The sequence below is a fragment of the Nostoc sp. C057 genome, from assembly GCF_013393925.1.
GTDB classification, from domain to species: Bacteria; Cyanobacteriota; Cyanobacteriia; order Cyanobacteriales; family Nostocaceae; genus Nostoc; species Nostoc muscorum_A.
In genome coordinates, this window is sequence record NZ_CP040281.1 from 1,779,227 (window position 1) to 1,797,549 (window position 18,323).

Annotated in this window: 18 protein-coding genes; 8 read left to right on the forward strand and 10 right to left on the reverse strand. The window is 41.6% G+C overall.

What is annotated here, in order from left to right; genetic code table 11:
- Positions 1-93: 93 nt before the first annotated feature.
- The 4 genes from FD724_RS08135 to FD724_RS08150 form a co-directional block, all read right to left on the reverse strand.
- Positions 94-2,316: a dynamin family protein gene (locus tag FD724_RS08135; RefSeq protein WP_179072248.1), complete on the reverse strand. Its 2,223-nt coding sequence runs from the start codon at positions 2,314-2,316 to the stop codon at positions 94-96.
- Between the two features lie 480 nt (positions 2,317-2,796).
- Complete coding sequence (locus FD724_RS08140) at positions 2,797-4,878, reverse strand: dynamin family protein (RefSeq protein ID WP_179072249.1); 2,082 nt, start codon at positions 4,876-4,878, stop codon at positions 2,797-2,799.
- Positions 4,879-4,894: 16 nt separating this feature from the next.
- A complete protein-coding gene (locus FD724_RS08145) occupies positions 4,895-5,221 on the reverse strand; it encodes a DUF3040 domain-containing protein (protein ID WP_179072250.1) in 327 nt (108 codons plus the stop codon).
- Between the two features lie 199 nt (positions 5,222-5,420).
- The gene (locus FD724_RS08150; RefSeq protein ID WP_179072251.1) at positions 5,421-5,813 is read right to left on the reverse strand and encodes a hypothetical protein; all 393 of its coding nucleotides are present in this window, start codon (positions 5,811-5,813) and stop codon (positions 5,421-5,423) included.
- 608 nt (positions 5,814-6,421) lie between these two features.
- On the opposite strand from FD724_RS08150, the gene FD724_RS40700 reads away from it, so the two are divergent.
- Both FD724_RS40700 and FD724_RS08155 read left to right on the forward strand, forming a co-directional pair.
- A complete protein-coding gene (locus tag FD724_RS40700) occupies positions 6,422-6,847 on the forward strand; it encodes a hypothetical protein (RefSeq protein WP_256874483.1) in 426 nt (141 codons plus the stop codon).
- 39 nt (positions 6,848-6,886) lie between these two features.
- Entirely contained in the window at positions 6,887-10,363 is a 3,477-nt protein-coding gene (locus FD724_RS08155; protein WP_256874484.1) for a tetratricopeptide repeat protein, read from the forward strand.
- 46 nt (positions 10,364-10,409) lie between these two features.
- On the opposite strand, the gene FD724_RS08160 is transcribed toward FD724_RS08155, so the two are convergent.
- The 3 genes from FD724_RS08160 to FD724_RS08170 all read right to left on the reverse strand — a co-directional run bounded on the left by FD724_RS08160 (position 10,410) and on the right by FD724_RS08170 (position 11,353).
- Positions 10,410-10,838, reverse strand: a complete 429-nt coding sequence (locus tag FD724_RS08160; RefSeq protein ID WP_179072252.1) for a type II toxin-antitoxin system VapC family toxin — start codon at positions 10,836-10,838, stop codon at positions 10,410-10,412.
- Positions 10,835-11,065 (reverse strand): type II toxin-antitoxin system VapB family antitoxin, encoded by a 231-nt coding sequence (locus FD724_RS08165; protein ID WP_015131253.1) that lies wholly within the window; start codon positions 11,063-11,065, stop codon positions 10,835-10,837. Before FD724_RS08165 ends, FD724_RS08160 begins: the two co-directional genes overlap by 4 nt.
- 69 nt (positions 11,066-11,134) lie before the next feature.
- On the reverse strand, positions 11,135-11,353 hold the full coding sequence (locus tag FD724_RS08170) for a DUF433 domain-containing protein (RefSeq protein ID WP_179072253.1): 219 nt from the start codon (positions 11,351-11,353) through the stop codon (positions 11,135-11,137).
- 118 nt (positions 11,354-11,471) lie between these two features.
- Here FD724_RS08170 and FD724_RS08175 point away from each other — a divergent pair, with 118 nt between their 5' ends.
- The 5 genes from FD724_RS08175 to FD724_RS08195 all read left to right on the forward strand — a co-directional run bounded on the left by FD724_RS08175 (position 11,472) and on the right by FD724_RS08195 (position 15,055).
- On the forward strand, positions 11,472-11,744 hold the full coding sequence (locus FD724_RS08175) for a hypothetical protein (protein WP_179072254.1): 273 nt from the start codon (positions 11,472-11,474) through the stop codon (positions 11,742-11,744).
- Positions 11,741-12,139, forward strand: coding sequence for a type II toxin-antitoxin system VapC family toxin (locus tag FD724_RS08180; RefSeq protein ID WP_179072255.1), 399 nt, complete (start codon positions 11,741-11,743; stop codon positions 12,137-12,139). The genes FD724_RS08175 and FD724_RS08180 overlap by 4 nt, the downstream gene beginning before the upstream one ends.
- Before the next feature lie 216 nt (positions 12,140-12,355).
- Positions 12,356-13,330 (forward strand): cysteine synthase A, encoded by a 975-nt coding sequence (locus FD724_RS08185; RefSeq protein ID WP_179072256.1) that lies wholly within the window; start codon positions 12,356-12,358, stop codon positions 13,328-13,330.
- A 129-nt stretch (positions 13,331-13,459) separates the two neighbouring features.
- Complete coding sequence (locus tag FD724_RS08190; protein WP_179072257.1) at positions 13,460-13,792, forward strand: ferredoxin; 333 nt, start codon at positions 13,460-13,462, stop codon at positions 13,790-13,792.
- A 123-nt stretch (positions 13,793-13,915) separates the two neighbouring features.
- The gene (locus FD724_RS08195; RefSeq protein ID WP_256874485.1) at positions 13,916-15,055 is read left to right on the forward strand and encodes a DUF5331 domain-containing protein; all 1,140 of its coding nucleotides are present in this window, start codon (positions 13,916-13,918) and stop codon (positions 15,053-15,055) included.
- A 5-nt stretch (positions 15,056-15,060) separates the two neighbouring features.
- Here FD724_RS08195 and FD724_RS08200 read toward each other — a convergent pair whose 3' ends face one another.
- The 3 genes from FD724_RS08200 to FD724_RS40705 form a co-directional block, all read right to left on the reverse strand.
- Entirely contained in the window at positions 15,061-16,056 is a 996-nt protein-coding gene (locus FD724_RS08200) for a folate-binding protein YgfZ (RefSeq protein ID WP_179072258.1), read from the reverse strand.
- 161 nt (positions 16,057-16,217) lie between these two features.
- On the reverse strand, positions 16,218-17,414 hold the full coding sequence (locus FD724_RS08205; RefSeq protein ID WP_256874486.1) for a PLP-dependent aminotransferase family protein: 1,197 nt from the start codon (positions 17,412-17,414) through the stop codon (positions 16,218-16,220).
- 65 nt (positions 17,415-17,479) lie between these two features.
- Positions 17,480-17,737: a GntR family transcriptional regulator gene (locus FD724_RS40705; RefSeq protein WP_256874487.1), complete on the reverse strand. Its 258-nt coding sequence runs from the start codon at positions 17,735-17,737 to the stop codon at positions 17,480-17,482.
- A 216-nt stretch (positions 17,738-17,953) separates the two neighbouring features.
- Here FD724_RS40705 and FD724_RS08210 point away from each other — a divergent pair, with 216 nt between their 5' ends.
- The gene (locus FD724_RS08210; protein WP_179072259.1) at positions 17,954-18,169 is read left to right on the forward strand and encodes a hypothetical protein; all 216 of its coding nucleotides are present in this window, start codon (positions 17,954-17,956) and stop codon (positions 18,167-18,169) included.
- The last annotated feature ends 154 nt before the right edge of the window (positions 18,170-18,323 follow it).

The following is an 18,323-nucleotide window of genomic DNA, read 5'->3' on the forward strand; positions in this document are numbered from 1 at the left end:
GTTTCCTAATTCTATATTTACTTATTAGCTTGGCAGCCAGAAATGAAATTAGGATGAAATCTAACTTATTAAATAAGTCCAGTATCTTGTTGTTTATTTATCACTCAAAATTGTGTAAGCATCATTAACTAAGTGCATTTTTTCTTGTGCTTGCTTGAGCAGTTGCGGCTGATTCACAAACAAATCTGGATGCCATTTTTTTACTAAGGTTCGATAAGCCTGCTTTACCTCAGCCTGAGAAGCATTTGTTTGCAATCCTAAGATGCCATAGGCGCGAGTAATCTTATCTTTTTCCGTTTGGGTTTTTGTTTGGCTGGGTGCTTTATTGCTTTGAGTTGTATTTTGCTGTTTGCTAGTTTGGGAACCAGGCGATTGCATCTCTGCTTTCATCCACGCTATTTCCTCATTGAGTTCCCAATCACGAAATTTCGCCTCCACCTCTTCAGGACGCGGAGACGGAGAAGCTTTTGGCGATGGTGGTGGAGAAACAGATTCTACCCTTGTGCCACTATTTTTAGCAGTCTTTTCCTGTTGTTGCTTAATAACAGGATCTTTTTCAGGGGAAAGTTTAACTCTTTCTGGCTGTGGTGAATATTTTCTATTGGTATTTGTGTATTTTGGTATTTCTTTATAAGGTTGATCATTTGAGAGTATTTTGACTTTTTCTAACTCTCGTAGCAACCGATTAAAACCATTTTGTAATAGCTGCAAACTCTCACGTTTATTAGTAATTTCCCCTGGCTCTTGGCTGAATTGAAAGCAAATCACTTTTTCCGATTGCCGTTCATATTCAGTTAAAATGGATAAACCTTGGCTGCTAAAACTAGAAAAATAATCTTCAATTGTGCTTATACAAAGTTTAGCAACTTCCTGATGATAAGATTCTTTTGCTAATTGATCATCTTGTTTTTGGATATTCTTGTTTAGCAAATAAGAAATACTCCCGACGACAGCAGCGCCAACTGGGCCGCCTAATAACCAACCGATACCACCACCAACAGCGATGGAACCTGGTTCACTCAAATCATCTGTATTGTTTGGCTTTGGGGGTAGTATTACTTGTGGTTCGCTAGGAAAAGGAATTAATAAATCTTGCGGTCGTTCTTCTTGGAAAAATTCGTAAGCTTGATAAAGCCATTTTACAGCAGATAATTGTAATTGATTCAGGTCTTTTTTAAGAGTATTTGTTTGCCAATCTTTAAACTTATTTTCTGCCAATGCAACTGCCGCATCAGCTTGATATTTTGTAAGTAGCTTGGGTAATTCTAGCCAATCGCGTAATTCTTCGATGCTGGTAGTGAAACCTTTATAAATTAAGTTAGCTGCTTTTTGCTTAATTTCAATTTTACTATTTTGTTTATCATCAAAAGATTTTATTTCAAGAGTAATTGGGTCAATTTTAGCTTTTAATGAGTATTGGATTTGAGAAGCGATCGCTTGTACTCTTGGCAAACGCACGCTACCACGATCTGGTTGCAAAATCCCCACAATATTTTGCAAAGCTGTTTCAAAAGCCGCTAACCCGCTACTATTAGCAGCCGCAACATCACCTTTTAATCTAGCTCTTAAAGCAGGTAAAGCATCAACGCGATATAAATTACTAAAACCTGGAGGTAATTCGGCTCGAAAGCTTTCTGCAACAAACAGCAGGCGATTTTGGACTTGTTTTTGCTCGTCGGGTTCGAGTAAGTTCAGAAAATTAGCAACAAATATAACTGTTTTAATACCGCGATCTAATAGCCAATCTCGCAAATTTTCGCGTTCACCTAAAGTCATTAACTTCCGTGCATCTAATAATTGAATAACTAAATCTGCACCTAAAAGTTGTTCTCTGACTAAATTATCTTGTTCATCTCTATCATTAGTTCCCGGTAAATCAAGAAATTCTACTCCCGTTTCCAAGAAGGGATGTGGGCAAAAAACTTCCACAGATGCTACATCTTTTCGCATCTGCCTATTGCCATCAAGAATTGCAAATTGTTGTAAAATTTCTGTGCCACTGCGATAGATTTCTATGCCATCTACCAACATGATGCGAGTTCGCACATCAGAGCCATACTTGACAGAAATCGATGCGCCTGTAGTGGGGATTAAATCAATTGGTAAGGTGCGATTCCCTAGCATGGCATTCAGTAAGGTAGACTTGCCATGATTAAAGGGGCCAAATACCGCAATGCGGAAGCTAGGATTAACTAGATGATTGCAAATGGTAATTATATCTTGATGCAATTGTGATTTGCGTTCTAAATTCAGTAATGCGGATGTAGATTTGAGAGAATCTGCTAAATCCTTATAACCTTCATATTGTTGTTGCATAGTTATTTGTTCTCAGGCTCCACGTGGTAATACAAATCATTAAGGCTACTGTCTCACATTATTAAGTAGTTAAGCATAATTCAACATCCAATAAAATCCTAGATCGTAGTGAGTAATTAATCGCTGATAGTAAACGTTATTAGGACTAAAGCCTTTACTACAACAATCTTAAATGAGTGGTGAAAATAAATCTATTATTCTTCTCTCTGCGCTCTCTGCGTCTCTGCGGTTAATTTATTTTTACAAATGATTTAGGACTGCTATACAAACTTTAATTTATTTACGTTTAGCTACTTATACTTCAATACAGTTCAGTTAATGCTAAAAATCTTTGTCAAAGTTTGTTTTTTTTACTAACCGCAGAGGCGCAGAGAACACAGAGAGAAGAAAGAGATGCTTAACTGAACCGTATTGATTTATATTTATGGGAGGTAGAGCCTCCCAATAGCCATTCTATGCTAGAAGCTGGGAACAGATGTGTTAGCTATAGTAGGCTAATAAATTGCTATAGGCTGCCTCTATTTTTTGCAACTGGGCTATTACATCTTCCTGTAAGTTTTTTAAGCGATTGAACTCACCCTCACGATTGATTTCGCGGGTTTGTTTCTGTTTAACTAAATTATCTAATTCAGATTTGCGAGAGACAATATCATCGTTGATCCGCTTACTCACTTCTCTTTCGTAAGAATCAAAACACTCTTTCACGGCATTATATACAACCTGAGATTGCTCATGTGCTACTTGAGGTAGATGTTTAACTAACTCTTTCTTCGCCGTTTTAACTAACTCTTTACGGGCTTGATCTGCTTGCAAAAAGCCTACTCCCAAACCTAGTAATGCAAATCCGATTGGGCCAAGCAAAACCCCTGTCACTGCTGTAATTATCCCGCCAATGCCAATTACAGTGAAGTAGTTTAACAAGATATTTTTCCAATCAAATCCAGCCCCCGCCATTGCGAAACCAGCAAGATTTCCCTTAGAGAGTGATAACAATCCCATTGCCCATTTTGCCCAACCGGGAGAGTTATCTTCTTCAGCAGTAGTAGTGGTATGTACCTTTACATCTTGTCCGGTGAGCTTTTCTGTAATTTGGTCTGTGATTTGATTGTAAGATGCGCCATATTGTGCAGCACTGCGAGAAAGTTCTTTAAAAGCTGCGTTAATATCTTTTTCAGCAGTTAATGTCCAAGCCGCAGATTTGTCAGTAATATATTGCTCAAAGGCTTTTTGCAGTGCGGCGTTAAATGCTTCTCGTTTCCCACTGCTGAGAAAATCAAACAAATTTAATTCTGGTTGATAGCGTAAGAAGTCGTTTTCAAAGGTATTACCTAAGTTTAAAACGTAACTGCGGAAAGATTCAGAAATCGTTCTTGCTTGAGTGTCCCTGGTATTGATAATTTCTTTTTGGAATTCATCTCGGATACCTGTGAGTTTGTTAAACTCAGGTTCTACTGAATCAATCCGTTTTTTTAATTCATTTACATCTTGGTCAAGTAATGGTATTCGTCTTGCAACTGCTTCGCGGGTATGATTGCAAGCTTGTCTCGCTAAGGTTCTGACTTGACGAAGTTCTGCGATCGCACGTTCTCTGGTAAGAAAAGTATTAAGCGCTTCCATAAACTTCGGAAAGCCAGTCCCATCTAAATCAGCTTGGGGGTTCTTCAACCGTCGTCTGAGTGCTTGAATTGACGAAAGCTCAAACACGCGTTCGTCATAAATATTCTGACCTTCTACAGTACAATATTCTGCTAAATTCGCGTTAAATACTTGCCGCAATCTATTCTCAGATGCTTGTAATTCTTCGACATCATCAGGATCAATCAATGATTCCCGCACCTGATCCCAAGCGTTAACTAAAAAGAAAACCGTCAATCCCCGACCTTTGATATAATTTTCTAGGTAGCGACGCTCACCCAAGGTACAAGGTTGAGAAGCTCTCATCACAAACAAAATTGCATGGCAATTATTTACATAACCCAAAGATAATTCGTTTCGTGCTTCTGTATCATTCAATCCTGGGCTATCGACAATTTCAATTCCCTTTTGTAGTAGCGTTAAGGGATACTCAACTACTGCATAATCAACATCGGGAAAGGCTTGTTTTTTCTCCTGCTCTAGTTTTTTAGCTTCAGCCGGGTCAATAGTATATTTATATTTAAAGTTCTGGAAGTCTAGCTGTTGTGGGCTTTTTCCATCATTAAAATGAATGGTGACTTTCTTTTCTGGCCCATAGCGTAAAACTGTTAAGACTGCGGTACAAGGGTTAACATCGCTCGGTAATAAGTTCTCACCAATTAAGGCATTGAGAAACGTACTTTTTCCCCGCTTCATATCGCCCAATACCAAAAGGCGAAATACACCTTGGCGGAGGTTTTTACTAGCTATTGTAATATCTTCAATATCTCGCTCTAAACTGAGCTTTCCTGATGAAGAATCTCCAGCTAACTCAGCTTGATTAATTGTTTCAGCCAGTTTACTTAAACATACAGACATCTCTGATCGCACTTGAGCAACCCGCTCTAAATCTTGGATAAATCTGTCAGTTGCTACCTGATTTGTCATAAAAATTACACCTTTATTAAAGACTGGTTTTTTTAGATTCCAAAAATAATTTGTAAGACATCCATCCCAGCGCCCCAACAATAATAAACCCAGCTAACACTGAGGCTATTCTTACTGCAACTAGTGCTACTACACCGAGAGCAAAAAGCTTTCCACCCAGAATCACTTTTTTCATCCAAGGTTTCTGGGAATTTTCTGGCTGATGCTTCACAGTTTGATGAAAAGCCGCATCGTTAACATGGAGGTTGGTTTCCATTTCCCGGAGTCGCAATTCAACTTCTCGTTCCCGTAATAAGCGTTCCCGGTGTTCAAGTTCTTTTTGGCGATCGCTCTCAGATGTCATCAGTGTCCATCCCGTCTAAGACAATGAAAAGATATCAGCATTTACTCATCAATTATGCTGTATAGTAACTTACGTAAGTATTTAACAACCCCAGTAAATTTACTATTTAAATTTTCATTGCCCATTAAGTTGTGATTGTCCAATGCCATGCAAGGCAATGGGCATCATTCACGGTGTAATGATGCCTAATTTTTGCTCATTACACTGTTTGCATAGCAGCCGCTTTTGAGTCTGCGGTGGATTTTAACCGGGTAATGGTGGCTTTACGAATGCGATCGCTTTTGCGTACCCCGCCTGTCATCTCGTATTCCCGGCTATCTTTGCCATACTTTGACACCACACCACTAACTAAACGTTCTGAGGTGTCGCAAATGTTCTTTTCAAGGGTTTCTATTTTTGCCTTTGCCGAATCAAGGGCAGTTAGCATCATATTATACTGGTCGATCTGGTTGCGGAGTTGTCCAGTTAACTGGATTAAATTGTTTAAACTGATAGAATCACCAAAGTCAAGGCTGGAATCAATCGATTTAAATCCGACTACTCTCTTTTCGGTTTTTTCTAGCACGGAAGAGCTTCTTTGTTTGCGTGGCATCAATCTATGCTTTTTACTAAACTTTATCTTTCTAGAGTGTCTCAATGGGACAATGTAGCGGTTCAGTAAAGCTTACAAAAATAGGTATTTTTTTTAATAAGATTGGATTGCTAACTCAGTAATTGCACGATATCAGACAAAAAATTGTTGAGAATAAACTTGTGTTCTGACAGAATAAACTTGCGTTTTGACAGAATAGACTTGCGTTTTGACAAAATAGACTTGCGTTCTGACAGAATGGACTTGCGTTTTGACAGAATAGACTTGTGTTCTGACAGAATAGACTTGTGTTCTGACAGAATAGACTTGTGTTCTGAACAAATATAACAATTAATAGAACCACAGCCCTAATAATGTCCAGATTTTATAGTTGAACTGCGATCGCATCAATGCAGTATCTCGCTAATCACGCAATTTGTAACAGTTATAGCGTTTCCCAGTCTGCTGAGGTACAAATCTCTGCGTACCTCTGCGCTTTACCTTGCGTCCCTTTGCGTTTTAAAATATTATCTGTACCTCACGTAACAGGGAATCGCTATATCGGCGAGAATTTCGGGAAAAAGGGGATAATACGGTGAAGGTTACTCTGGAAACCACTGCTGTCAGCCATGCCCCTAAACTTTACTTTCGCCCTCAGTCAACAGCAAACTTTTGAACTGCGCTGTAATTATGGCTCGCGTCGCCTGGATAAAACGGAGTTGGCAGCGCTGATTGATTTGTGCGAGCAAAATTATTATCCTCGACGAACAGATAACTTACACGATCTCGAACAGTTGGGACGGCGACTTTATCAATGGCTGGATGGTAAAGAAGGATGGTTGAGAAGGGCGCTGAATGAGGCGGATGAGCAAACAATTCTTCTAGATTTGATTCAAACCAGCGAAGCGCAGGGGTTGAATCCCGAAACAGAACGGGTAGCCTTGGGATTGGGACATTTACCTTGGGAGTTGCTACACACTGTTGGAGGGTTTTTACTAGAACGCGAGGATATTTCCGTTTTGCTAGTGCGTTGTGTGCAGCAGCGTCAAACTTAAGTGATTGGTGTGCAAAATCGCCCCTTGCGGTTGCTATTTATGGCGACTTCTCCTGAAGATCCGAGAGTTCCACCACTAGGGTTTGAGCGGGAAGAAGCAAACATTTTGCAAGCAACTAAGGATCAGCCTTTGGCGTTGATTGTTGAGGAAAGCGGCTCGGTTGCAGAGTTAACTAATTTGGTGAAATCCTACACAGAAGACTATTTTGATGTCTTTCACCTCACGGGACACGGGATAATTTATACCAAAAAAGATTACGGCTCTTTGGTGCCAACAGGTACAACGCTGGCAGAGAATACCCCCTGCTTCATCACTGAGGATGAGGTGGGGAATATGCAGCTTACTACCGTCAGTGATTTAGCTAAAGCCTTTCGGGGACGCTGGCCGCGTGTAACTTTTCTCTCTGGTTGTCATACAGGACAGGTTGCTAACAAGGGGACAGTACCCTCAATGGTGCAAGCATTGGTGAAGGTGGGAGCAGGTATAGTTTTAGGCTGGGCGCGTCCGGTGTATGACCGCACGGGTATTGTAGCGGCACAGGCACTTTATCAAGCTTTAGCGACGGGGGCAACTGTTGAAGAAGCGGTGAAAGCGGCGCAGCAGAAGATGATTGAGAAAGAATGCACCGACTGGCATCTGTTGCGGATGTATCGGGATACGCGCCCCATTGCAGAACTAGTGACACCTCTGAGAACAAGAAATCGTGAAAAGCTGAAATTCACAGCGTCAGAGCAAGAATTTTTGGATGAGAATAATCAAGTTAAAGTTGCCAGTGGGTTTGAGTTTGTGGGACGCAGACGACCTTTGCAACGGTGTCTCAAAGCTTTGCAGGAAACCAGCGATCAAATCGGCGTGTTTATTGCCGGGATGGGTGGACTGGGCAAAAGTACTCTGGCGGCACGGTTATGTACGCGGGTGCAAATGCAGCGTTCTAATTTTGCGCGAGTCGTGGTGATTGGCCCTTTGGATGAGATAGGTTTGCTGACTAAGCTTTCTAATAAGTTTGAGCGGTTTGCAGATGTGCCTGCACTTTTGAACGAACCAAAGGTGTCTTTTAAAGGACGGTTGCAAAACTTTTTTGAAGCAATAGAAAAAGAACACAACCAACCCTTACTGCTGGTGCTGGATGACTTTGAGCAAAACATTCCCGATCCTAGCGTTAAAAATGGTTCACTGCGGATGACGGCAGAGGCTTACGAAATTTTAGAGGCGATTTGTACAGCATTGGAGGAAAACGCGGCAGAAAGTCGGCTGATTGTCACCTGTCGTTATTTGAATGAAGACACCTTGCCACCTCATCGCCTGCATTTGGAATCTTTGGCAGCGATGAGTAGTAGTGATATTGATAAAATCTGCTTTCCTTTAGATAAAGAAGTTAGGCAACAGTTAAGAACTCAGAGGATTATCCACATTGCCGATGGTAATCCCCGCTTGCTAAAGTGGTTGTTAGAGGTGATTCAGCAGCCAGGAATAGCGGCGGATGAATTACTGAATCGGCTGGAGGCGACTGAGCAGAAATTCCGCGAAAATATCTTGGCACAAACTCTGCTGGATGCTTTGGAATTGGAAGAACAAAAGTTTCTCGCACGTTTGAGTGTGTTTCACTTGCCCGTTACTGTTGAAATCATTAACGCCATTTGTCCCTCTGTTGCTTCTCTACAAAAGCTTGTCAGCCTCAGCTTAGTTGAGTCTGCCACCACTCACCCCACCCAGCCAGCTAATTATCGAGTGACGACAATTTTAGAATCGTTGTTAGAAACAGTGTTGATTCAGGAAGAATGGCAAGCAACGCGACAGCAAGCGGTGAGGGAAATCTATCAAGTTTGGTGGGAGAAGACTAGCAAATGCACAGAAGCAGAAGGACTAGAAATTGTGCGGTTGGGACTGCTGGCAAAAGAGCAGGAAATTGCTGTTAGCGTTGGGGAAAGAATCGCTGCTTTTTGGTTCAATACTCACCGTTATGTGGAAGTAGTAAAACTTTGTTCTCAAGTACTACAAAATTTCTCGGATTACCGCATCTTGGCAAGCATTGCACCAGCAGAATTTGTATTAGGAAGTGCCGAAAATGCACTTAGCCATTATCAGAAAGCCTTGGATTCTTGTCCTGAAGAGGATGAAATTCGTAAAGCTACTATATTCCATAACACAGCAGGTTTAATGGCCCAACAAGGGGAAATTCATGGAGCGCTACAATTCTGGCAGGAATCACTAAAAATTAAGGAGTGCATTGGCGATTCCAAAGGAAAAGCTCTTACCCTCAACGATATGGCACGGGTAATTGCCCAACAGGGTGACATCCACAAAGCACTTCAATTGTCTAGACAAGCGTTGGAAATCGAGGAACACGCAGGGAATCTCCAAGGAAAAGCTAATGTTCTCCACCAAATAGCGAGAGTCGTAGCCCAACAGAGTGACATCTCACAAGCACTGCAATTATGGCAGGAATCTTTAGAAATTAAGGACAAAATTGGAGATGCTGTAGGAAAAGCTGCTACCCTCCACCAAATGGCAAGAGTCATAGCCCAACAGGGAGACATTTCACAAGCACTGCAATTATGGCAGGAATCTTTGGAAATTGATGAGGCTATAGGCAACGCCCAAGGAATTGCTGCTACTCTCAATGATATGGGACAAGTGATTGCCCAAAAGGGTGATATACCGCAAGCACTGAATTTATGGCAGCAAGCCTTGGAAATTAGTAAGCGCATAGGATCTGCCCAAGACCAAGCTTCCGCCCTCAGTGGTATAGGATACGTACTTTTCGAAAAGGGTGATATACCGCAAGCACTGAATTTATGGCAACAAGCTTTGGCAATTAGTGAGCATATTGGCGATGCAAGAGCAAAAGCCTACATCCTAAATAACATGGGGCAAGCAACCCTCAAACAGGGTGATATACCGCAAGCGCTGAATTTATGGCAACAAGCTTTGGCAATTAGTGAGCATATTGGCGATGCCCGAGGAAAAGCTTTCACCCTAAACAACATGGCGTATACAGCCTTTGAACAAGGTGAAATTGATCGAGGTTTAGAGTTACTGGAATTGTCAGCACGAGCTTTAGGGGAGTCAAAAGCTTATGTCAACTTAGTAACAGTCCTAACTAATTTAGGCGTAGCATCTGCAAGTAACTGTCTTGTCTATCTAACTCAAGCTACATGGCTTTGCCTAAGACTTGAAAGCCCTTTATCAGAGACTATTGCGCTAATTATTGCTTTATATAATGCAGTACCTCAAGGCGATGAACTACAAGCTTGGCTAGGAGCAACGGCAATATTCTTTTGCCAATTCAGAGGTAAAGGTCATCCCCAGTTAGAGAGACTCCGAGAATTGAGTCTTATGATGCTATCAGGTGTAGGGCGTACACAAGGAATTGAGACGCAGGAAGCGTTTGATGCTTGGTTTACTCAGCAAAGACTCAACAACCCCGAATATTTCCTCCCGCTACTCAATCAACGCCTAGAGGAAATAGTCGGTGATGGGTGGTTGTTTGACCCCAATCAGGTTGTGGGGGGATGAGGGAGTGCGAATATCTCGACTCAATACCGGGTTGGGTGGTCATAATTTACACAAGACTGTAAGGATTCATAATTTTAACTGGTGTCAGTTTAAAATCATCAACATTACGGGTAACTAGAGTTAATTTATGATGATGTGCTGTTGCGGCAATTAGACTATCCATTACAGCTAATTTTTTACCTTTCAATTCGGCATTTGCAGAAAATTTTGCCCAATTATCTAAAATATCATCGGTTAGCGGTAAAATATGAGAAGTAAATTCAATTTCTACTCTTTGCAGCCATATTTTTAGTTTTTGATATCGTTCAGGTTGTGAGTCTTGGATCTTATAAATCCCTTTTTTTATTTCAGCGATAGTAATACTACTTAAAAATAGTTGTTCAATCGGTTGCTGATTAAACCATTGACTAACTTGGGAGTTGGGAGCTTTTTTAACAAACTCAGACATTACACAGGTGTCTATTAGATAAGTCATAGTTCAAAATTCCTACCTGTGTCTCTATCACGTTCAAACAACGAGGCGATATCATCTTCAGCAGATTCGTCGTCTATAAAACGTAGTCGCTCAAATAAAGGCAGTTCTTTTTTTTGTTGCTGCAAGTAATTGGATAATATTTTAATGACTGCTTCCTGTGGATTTTTATAGTGACTGACTGCGATAATTTCATTAATTAGTTCATCATCTATTGTGATAATGGTCATCGCTTTGTCCTCGGTTGTGTAAAATACAATTTATGCAATCTGAATAATTTTTTTAAGCTTATTGCATACTTATAGAAAAGATTCTTCACGCATACACTCTGCTGTAAAAGCAAATACTGCCCTTAATGCTTCTGGAGTTAGAGTAGGATAGTTTTCTACCACTTGTTGTTCTGTCCATCCTGCTGCAAACAAACCCAATAAGAACTCTACAGATAAACGAGTTTCTTTGACGGTCGGCTTACCCAGCAGAATTTTGGGGTCTGAATGAATGTACTGTTGCCAGTCCATAGTTTGTACTCCGACTAAGCTACAGCTATTGTTGCACAGGATGATGATTGGTTGGCTTGGTGAAGAGGGGATGCGATCGCGTTAATCTTAAATTAATCGCTAACAATATAACCAGTTTATGCAATCCCTAAATATCATACTGCCAGATGCGATCGCTAATGCTCTCAGTGCTTACATCGGCGATCAAGAAGTTTCCTTACCTGCTAACGCTATCGTAGAAAATGCCCTCGAAGAATTCCTCAGCCAACGTGGTTATTTACCTCCACAAAAGCAAGGTTTACGCCTTACTCCTGCACCCAAGGGAAGCGGATTTAAAGATACGTCAGTAAATCACGATAAAATTCTAGCTGAACAAACGTTTTTGCAGTCATTGCCACCAAACACACCTTGAGAGCCGTAATTGCTGACACTGGGCCTTTATATGCTGCTGTAGATATAGACGACCAATATCATGAGCGCTCCCAAGCCGAACTACAACGTATAAATACAGAAAATTTAATAATCCTAGTTCCCTTTCCTGTTTACCTGGAAACATATAATCTTTTGCTATATCGTCTCGGAACTGAACAAGCGATTAGCTTTGCTAGACAATGTATAGGAGCAGTTCATTTCGTCAATCCTTCACAGGAACAATATATGGCAGCAGTTGAAAAAGCTGCAAGTTTTCCAGATCAACGGATTACCGTCTGCGATGCTGTCACTGCCGTTTTGTCAGAAGAAATGAAGCTACCAGTGTGGACGTATGACTTTCATTTTGATCTGATGCTGGCTCAGGTATGGCGGTAAACAACTATGATTATTGTTGGATTGCTCAGAGACGAAATGCGATCGCGCTAATCTTAAATTAATTGACGACAATATAACCAGCTTATGCAATCCCTGAATATTACACTGCCAGATGCGATCGCTTAGGTAACTATGATTATTATTGGATTGCCGAGTGGGGAAATGCGATCGCTATAAGCCAAAATTTTTATAGATACTCACACAGGTATAGTCAAAATGGATATTAAAAATGGCTTCGTCGGCGCTGTTGGCAACACACCCCTGATTCGCTTAAACAGCTTCAGTGAAGAAACAGGGTGTGAAATCCTCGCAAAAGCTGAATTTCTCAATCCTGGCGGTTCCGTCAAAGACCGCGCCGCACTTTACATCATCGAAGATGCAGAAAAGAAAGGTTTACTCAAACCTGGTGGTACTGTTGTAGAAGGGACTGCTGGTAATACTGGCATTGGACTGGCGCATATTTGCAACGCCAAAGGCTACAAATGCCTAATTATTATTCCCGATACCCAATCACAAGAAAAAATAGACGCACTGATCGCATTAGGCGCAGAAGTCCGTCGCGTTCCTGCTGTACCTTACAAAGACCCAAATAACTACGTCAAGCTATCTGGAAGAGTCGCTGCTGAGTTGGAAAATGCTATTTGGGCGAATCAGTTTGATAACCTAGCCAACCGCCATGCCCACTACGAAACCACAGGGCCGGAAATTTGGAAACAGACAGATGGTAAAATAGATGTATGGACAGCTTCAACTGGTACTGGTGGTACTTATGCTGGTGTGGCGTTGTACTTAAAAGAACAAAATCCAGCAGTTAAATGCGTTGTTGCCGATCCACTGGGTAGCGCACTTTATAGCTATGTCAAAACCGGCGAAATCAATATAGAAGGAAATTCCATCACCGAAGGTATCGGAAATGGTCGTGTCACAGCCAATATGGAAGGCGCACCTGCTGATGATGCCATCCAAATCGATGATAAAGAAGCTTTACGGGTAGTTTACCAACTGCTGAGGAAAGATGGGCTGTTAATGGGCGGCTCAACAGGTATTAATGTTGGCGCAGCTGTCGCCCTAGCAAAGCAGTTGGGGCCTGGACATACCATTGTCACCATCTTGTGTGATAGTGGTTCCCGGTATCAGTCGCGGATATTCAACCCTGAATGGCTAGCCTCTAAAGGACTTTCTATAGATTAGTTATAGGGAATTGGGAATTGGGCATTGGGCATTGGGCATTGGGCATTAGCTACGGTTCAATAGTTCTTCCCATACTCCCCCTGCTCCTCTCCCCTCTGTGTCCTCTGCGCCTCTGCGGTTCGTTAAAAAATGTCAAACATAACTCAATCATCAAACTTCTCGACAATAGACCAACCCTCTTCTTCTAAATGTGTGCGGGTTTGCCAAAATCGCACCTGCAAAAAGCAAGGTGCAGCCAAGGTTTTTGCAGCTTTTACAGCTTTGCCGATTCCTGATGTAACAGTAACGGCTAGCAGCTGTTTGGGACAATGTGGTAATGGGCCAATGGTGCTGGTATTGCCCGATATGGTCTGGTATAGCGGTGTTCGACCCGATGAAGTATCTCTACTGATAGAAAATCATTTGCTAGGTGGTCAAAGAGTCAAACAGATGCTCTATTATCGGTTTCATCCCCAGAAATAAAGCTAAATATTTCAATATCAGGGTCGAATGGCACGCTTGTTAATCGCAAAGCCCTGATATAACTTGCTTTTTGAGTGTGGGGAGTGGGGGAAGTGTGGGGAGTGGGGGGAGAAAGAGGAGAAATTGAATAACTGCATATCAACAAATGCTGCATTGCCTCCCCATCCTCCCACACCTCCCCATCCTCCCACACCTCCCCATCCTCCCACACCTCCCACACCCTGCCAGCAAGGAGGTTTCAGCTTTTCAAGCGTGCCATTCATATCAGGGTCTGTAATCTTGTTGACTGAAGCGAGGCATCCAATGAATATCCAACAGCTGCGTCAATCCTTAAAACAAAACTGGCTTGTTTACTACGAGCAAAATATTTCTTGGCTGGTCAAAATGCGAATTTGGGGGACTTACGATGGTCTGCGCCGTCCTTTGTCCGGTTTTATTTTGGCAACACTGTCTGTTTTAGAACCCCAGTTTGATGAAATACTTGCTTTTATGCTGGATCTGAATAACGATCCAGATAAAATAGTTGCCGCTTTAGGTCTTAACTTCAATCCTGATGAAGAGTTACGTTTAATAAAATCAGAGCATTCTCTGACTATAAGCCAAGCTGAAATCGAGTCGCCAGATGAGAAGCATTCTGAGGATAAACATCTATCATCGATTGTAACTGCTAGCAAAATTGTGCCTAGTTCTCTTGCCAAGACTCTAGACTCCCACTTGTCACGCACCGATCGCCTTGCGCCATTATTTACGGCTACCACAGAGGTCGATTACACCCGTAAACCTGAGTTAGTAGTTGCATTTGCTACTAAGATTGCTCCAGATACTCCGGTGAAAACGCCATCATCAGGTTTCTTGAACGAATATCAATCAGTACGTAGCGACTTTGCAGCTTCTCGTCAGACATCGCCCCTTGAACGTTTTCCTTCAGGAACATCGCTAACAATGACTGCTGAAGCCAACAGCAAAGCCAAAACTATGCCATCTGTGGCATTAGCTAGCGAGGTTAAAAGCAACGCGCCATCTGTCCGCATCCCTGTAGGGGCATTGCTGGCAATTACTACTGAAATTAACAGTAATGGTAAACCAGTGCGATCGCTAGCAATTACTACTGAGGTTAAAAGTAACGGCAAGCACCCGAATATTCAACCACAAAATGTTAAAAGCAAAGTGAATTTACCAACCACTAATGCCCGTAGTTTAGCTTCTTGGGTAGATGAATTTTGTTACGGCACTAGGAATAAAGAAGAAGATATTTTGACTTAAATTAGTTATGGGTAATCATGAGAAACAAAGGGGATTTCTATGACTTCACCCTCAGTTTCTCCCACTTGGACTTTTAAGCCTACGCCACCAGCTTTGGTGCGAATGTAACCTAGCCCAAAATAACCATCAGCCGTTTCTGTGTAACTGGTAAGTTTGCCGACCTTTTCATCTCCCACTGCGATCGCACTTCCAACTGATGCAGGGGCACTGAGGCGGATACCCAAAAGGTGTTGTTTTACACCTTTATATGTATTTAACCTAGCAATGGTTTCTTGCCCAATATAGCAACCTTTAGTAAAAGAAATTGTTTGCCACAAACCAACTTCCAGAGGATTGTAATCATCTGTGAGTTCCGCATCTGGCGCGGGGCGGCCTTGTAAGATTCGCAAAGCATCCCAGGCGCGATCGCTCATCTCCACCGCCCCAGCTTCTAACAATTTGTTCCACACCGAAGATTTGTCAGTATAAGGGAAAGTGAAGGTGTATCCGGGAGCCGCTAACCCGCTACCCACAGCAATCCGCACCCCCTCAGCCGGAGCGATCGTGTATACTTGGTGATTACCGTAAGGTTGGCCGATGAGTTCGCCAATACCCAATTTTTCTAAAACAGCGTCGCTTCCTGGGCCAATGAGGCTGAAGGTGTTGGTGTATTCTGTGATATCAGATAATTCCACCTTGTCGGCATAGAAAATATATTTATCCAGCCATTCCATGAGATATTGGCGGCGGTTGGGTGAAACTAGCAGGATTACCGCATCTTCTCTAATATAGGCGGTTGCTAAATCAATTGTTCTGGCTGTAGAAGTGACGAAAACCGTATCACAACCTTGTCCAGGCTTGAGTATTTGGAAATTGTTAGTACTTTGGTTGTGTAAGAAATTGAGGCGATCGTCACCAGATACTTTGATACGTCCCCAGGCGGTGCGATCGCATATAGCAACCCCAACTCTGGCAGCTTGGATTGCTGCTGCGTCTTTATCGTCAAGTGTAGATGTTGGCATGGTGATGAGAAGTTGCCCTGTTTTAATGTTGTTGCACTGGAAATCTTAGCAAATAAGCGTTTCCGGCTTCAATGGCAAAGGGATGAAAGGAATTATGCTGATAGCGATCGTTTAAATTACGAACTCTTAACGCGAAGTACATTAGGATATCTTGTGCCAACCTATGAACTGTAAACAAGAGGTTGATAATTAGATATGCGATGTTTGACAACAAGCCGCTCTGTATCTACGCTTCCTCTAGAAATATACTTTTTCAGCAACTTACCTACAATCGAAATACCTTGCTCAATCTCCTCTGGTGAGAGACAAAAAGTTAGACGCATCGCCGGATAACCTTGCTTATCGGGGAAAAATGCCGAACCGCACGCCAGGTAGACATTTTCTGCAAAAGCTTCGTTACGAATTGTCCCAATCGGAATATCATCTGGTAACTGTACCCAGAGAAATAATCCACCCGTGGGAACTGTCCACCGGATTTCTTCAGGGAAATAACGCTCCAAAGCTTGCAGCATTATATTACGACTTTGCAGATTATCTGTGCGAAGTCGGCTGAGGTGACGGCGGTAATGTCCTGAAGCGAGATATTCGCTAACTATTGTTTGCGAAATACTGGATGTGTGCAAGTCATGGAGCAACTTCCGCTCAATCATCGCTTGATAATGCTTACCTGTAACTACCATATAGCCTACTCGTAAACCAGGCATTAAAGTTTTAGAAAAGGTGCTTAAATAAGTTACCAAATTATTTTTATCTAAAGCTTTAATTGGCGCTGGCACAGCATCAAAATTTATTCCTTCATAAGCATTATCTTCCAGAATAGGGCACTCATATTTTTCTGCTAATGCCAGTAATTGTTGACGATGATTTTGTGTTGTCGTCAATCCTGTTGGATTGTGAAAAGTACTAATTGTATAAATTAATTTCGGGCGGTGGCTGCGGAGATATTGCTCTAATAAATCTAAATTCATTCCCTCCGCAGTCATGGGAATACCAATAATCTTAGCTCCTAAGTTTTCTAAAATAGAAATTGCACCATAATAAGTGGGAGCTTCCACAATCACCCAATCACCAGGTTGTACATAATAATTCATCGCTAATGACAACCCTTGCTGAGAGCCATTAGTAATAATTAAATCTTCTGGAAAAACCTCTAATCCTTGATGTACTAACATCTGAGCAATTTGTCTACACAGAGTTAGTTGTCCTTGAGGCATCTCATGGGGAAAGAAAATATCAGCATCGTCTTGTCTTAACGCTCGTCTGGCAATGAGGTTAATATCTTTTGGTGGACGAGGATAACCGTAGCCAAAATTAATTATTCCTGGCTGTGTCTGTGCTTGCACCAGTGGAGTATACATATCATAAAAAGAACACTTTCCTGGTTTTGTAATTATGACATTTTGGGCTGGAGCGAATTTAGATTCTAGGTTAGTGCTTTTAGAGAAACGCCGCTGACAAAATATCCTGAACCTTGACGAGCAGAAACAATCCCATCTGCTTCTAAAACGTTATATGCTTCAATAACCGTGAGTTTATTAACTTGTAAGCTTTCTGCCAGAGAGCGGATCGAAGGAAGGCGATCGCCACTTTTGAGTGCGCCAGATTTAATCAGATGACTGATGCGATCGCGGATCTGTAAATAAATCGGTTTGGGTGACTGCCGTTCTAATAAAATGTTCATTTGGGCGCACTCGTCAATGACTAAATAATCATCAATACTGGCAATATAAACTATTTCTACCAACTTTACCTAGTACAGTTGAGAGTTTTTTTACTATACCAGTTGTAATGCGCCTTAACTGTACTAGATCAAATTGTCCAAAACTGTACCTTCTCAGTTGAAAAGTATTACGTGAAAGTAAAAGTAATAGTTCACTGTTTATCAGGTGCTTTCACTATGAATAAATTTAATTTTTTGTTAAATTTACAAAAATATTGGCAAAATTTTGTCATTTGGATGGCTAGTGGTTCTGACCTCCAAGTGTGGCACGAATCAGACTGGCGTGGTCACATTTCTTCTTGGCACGCCTACGATCCGATGACAGGACGATCTGCCTGTTTTGGTTCTGAAGAAGAAATGCGAATTTGGATTGACAAATGTCATTACAGATAAAATCTTTTGTCAATCAATATCACAAATAGACACTTCGGAACAATCGGTGAAATTTATTGATAGCTTTTAAAATCAGCGTAAATTATTGGTACTAGTGGTCTGTTCCATTAATTCTGATAGGTGAATCAGTTTTAAATTTCTCTTCTTTCCTTCT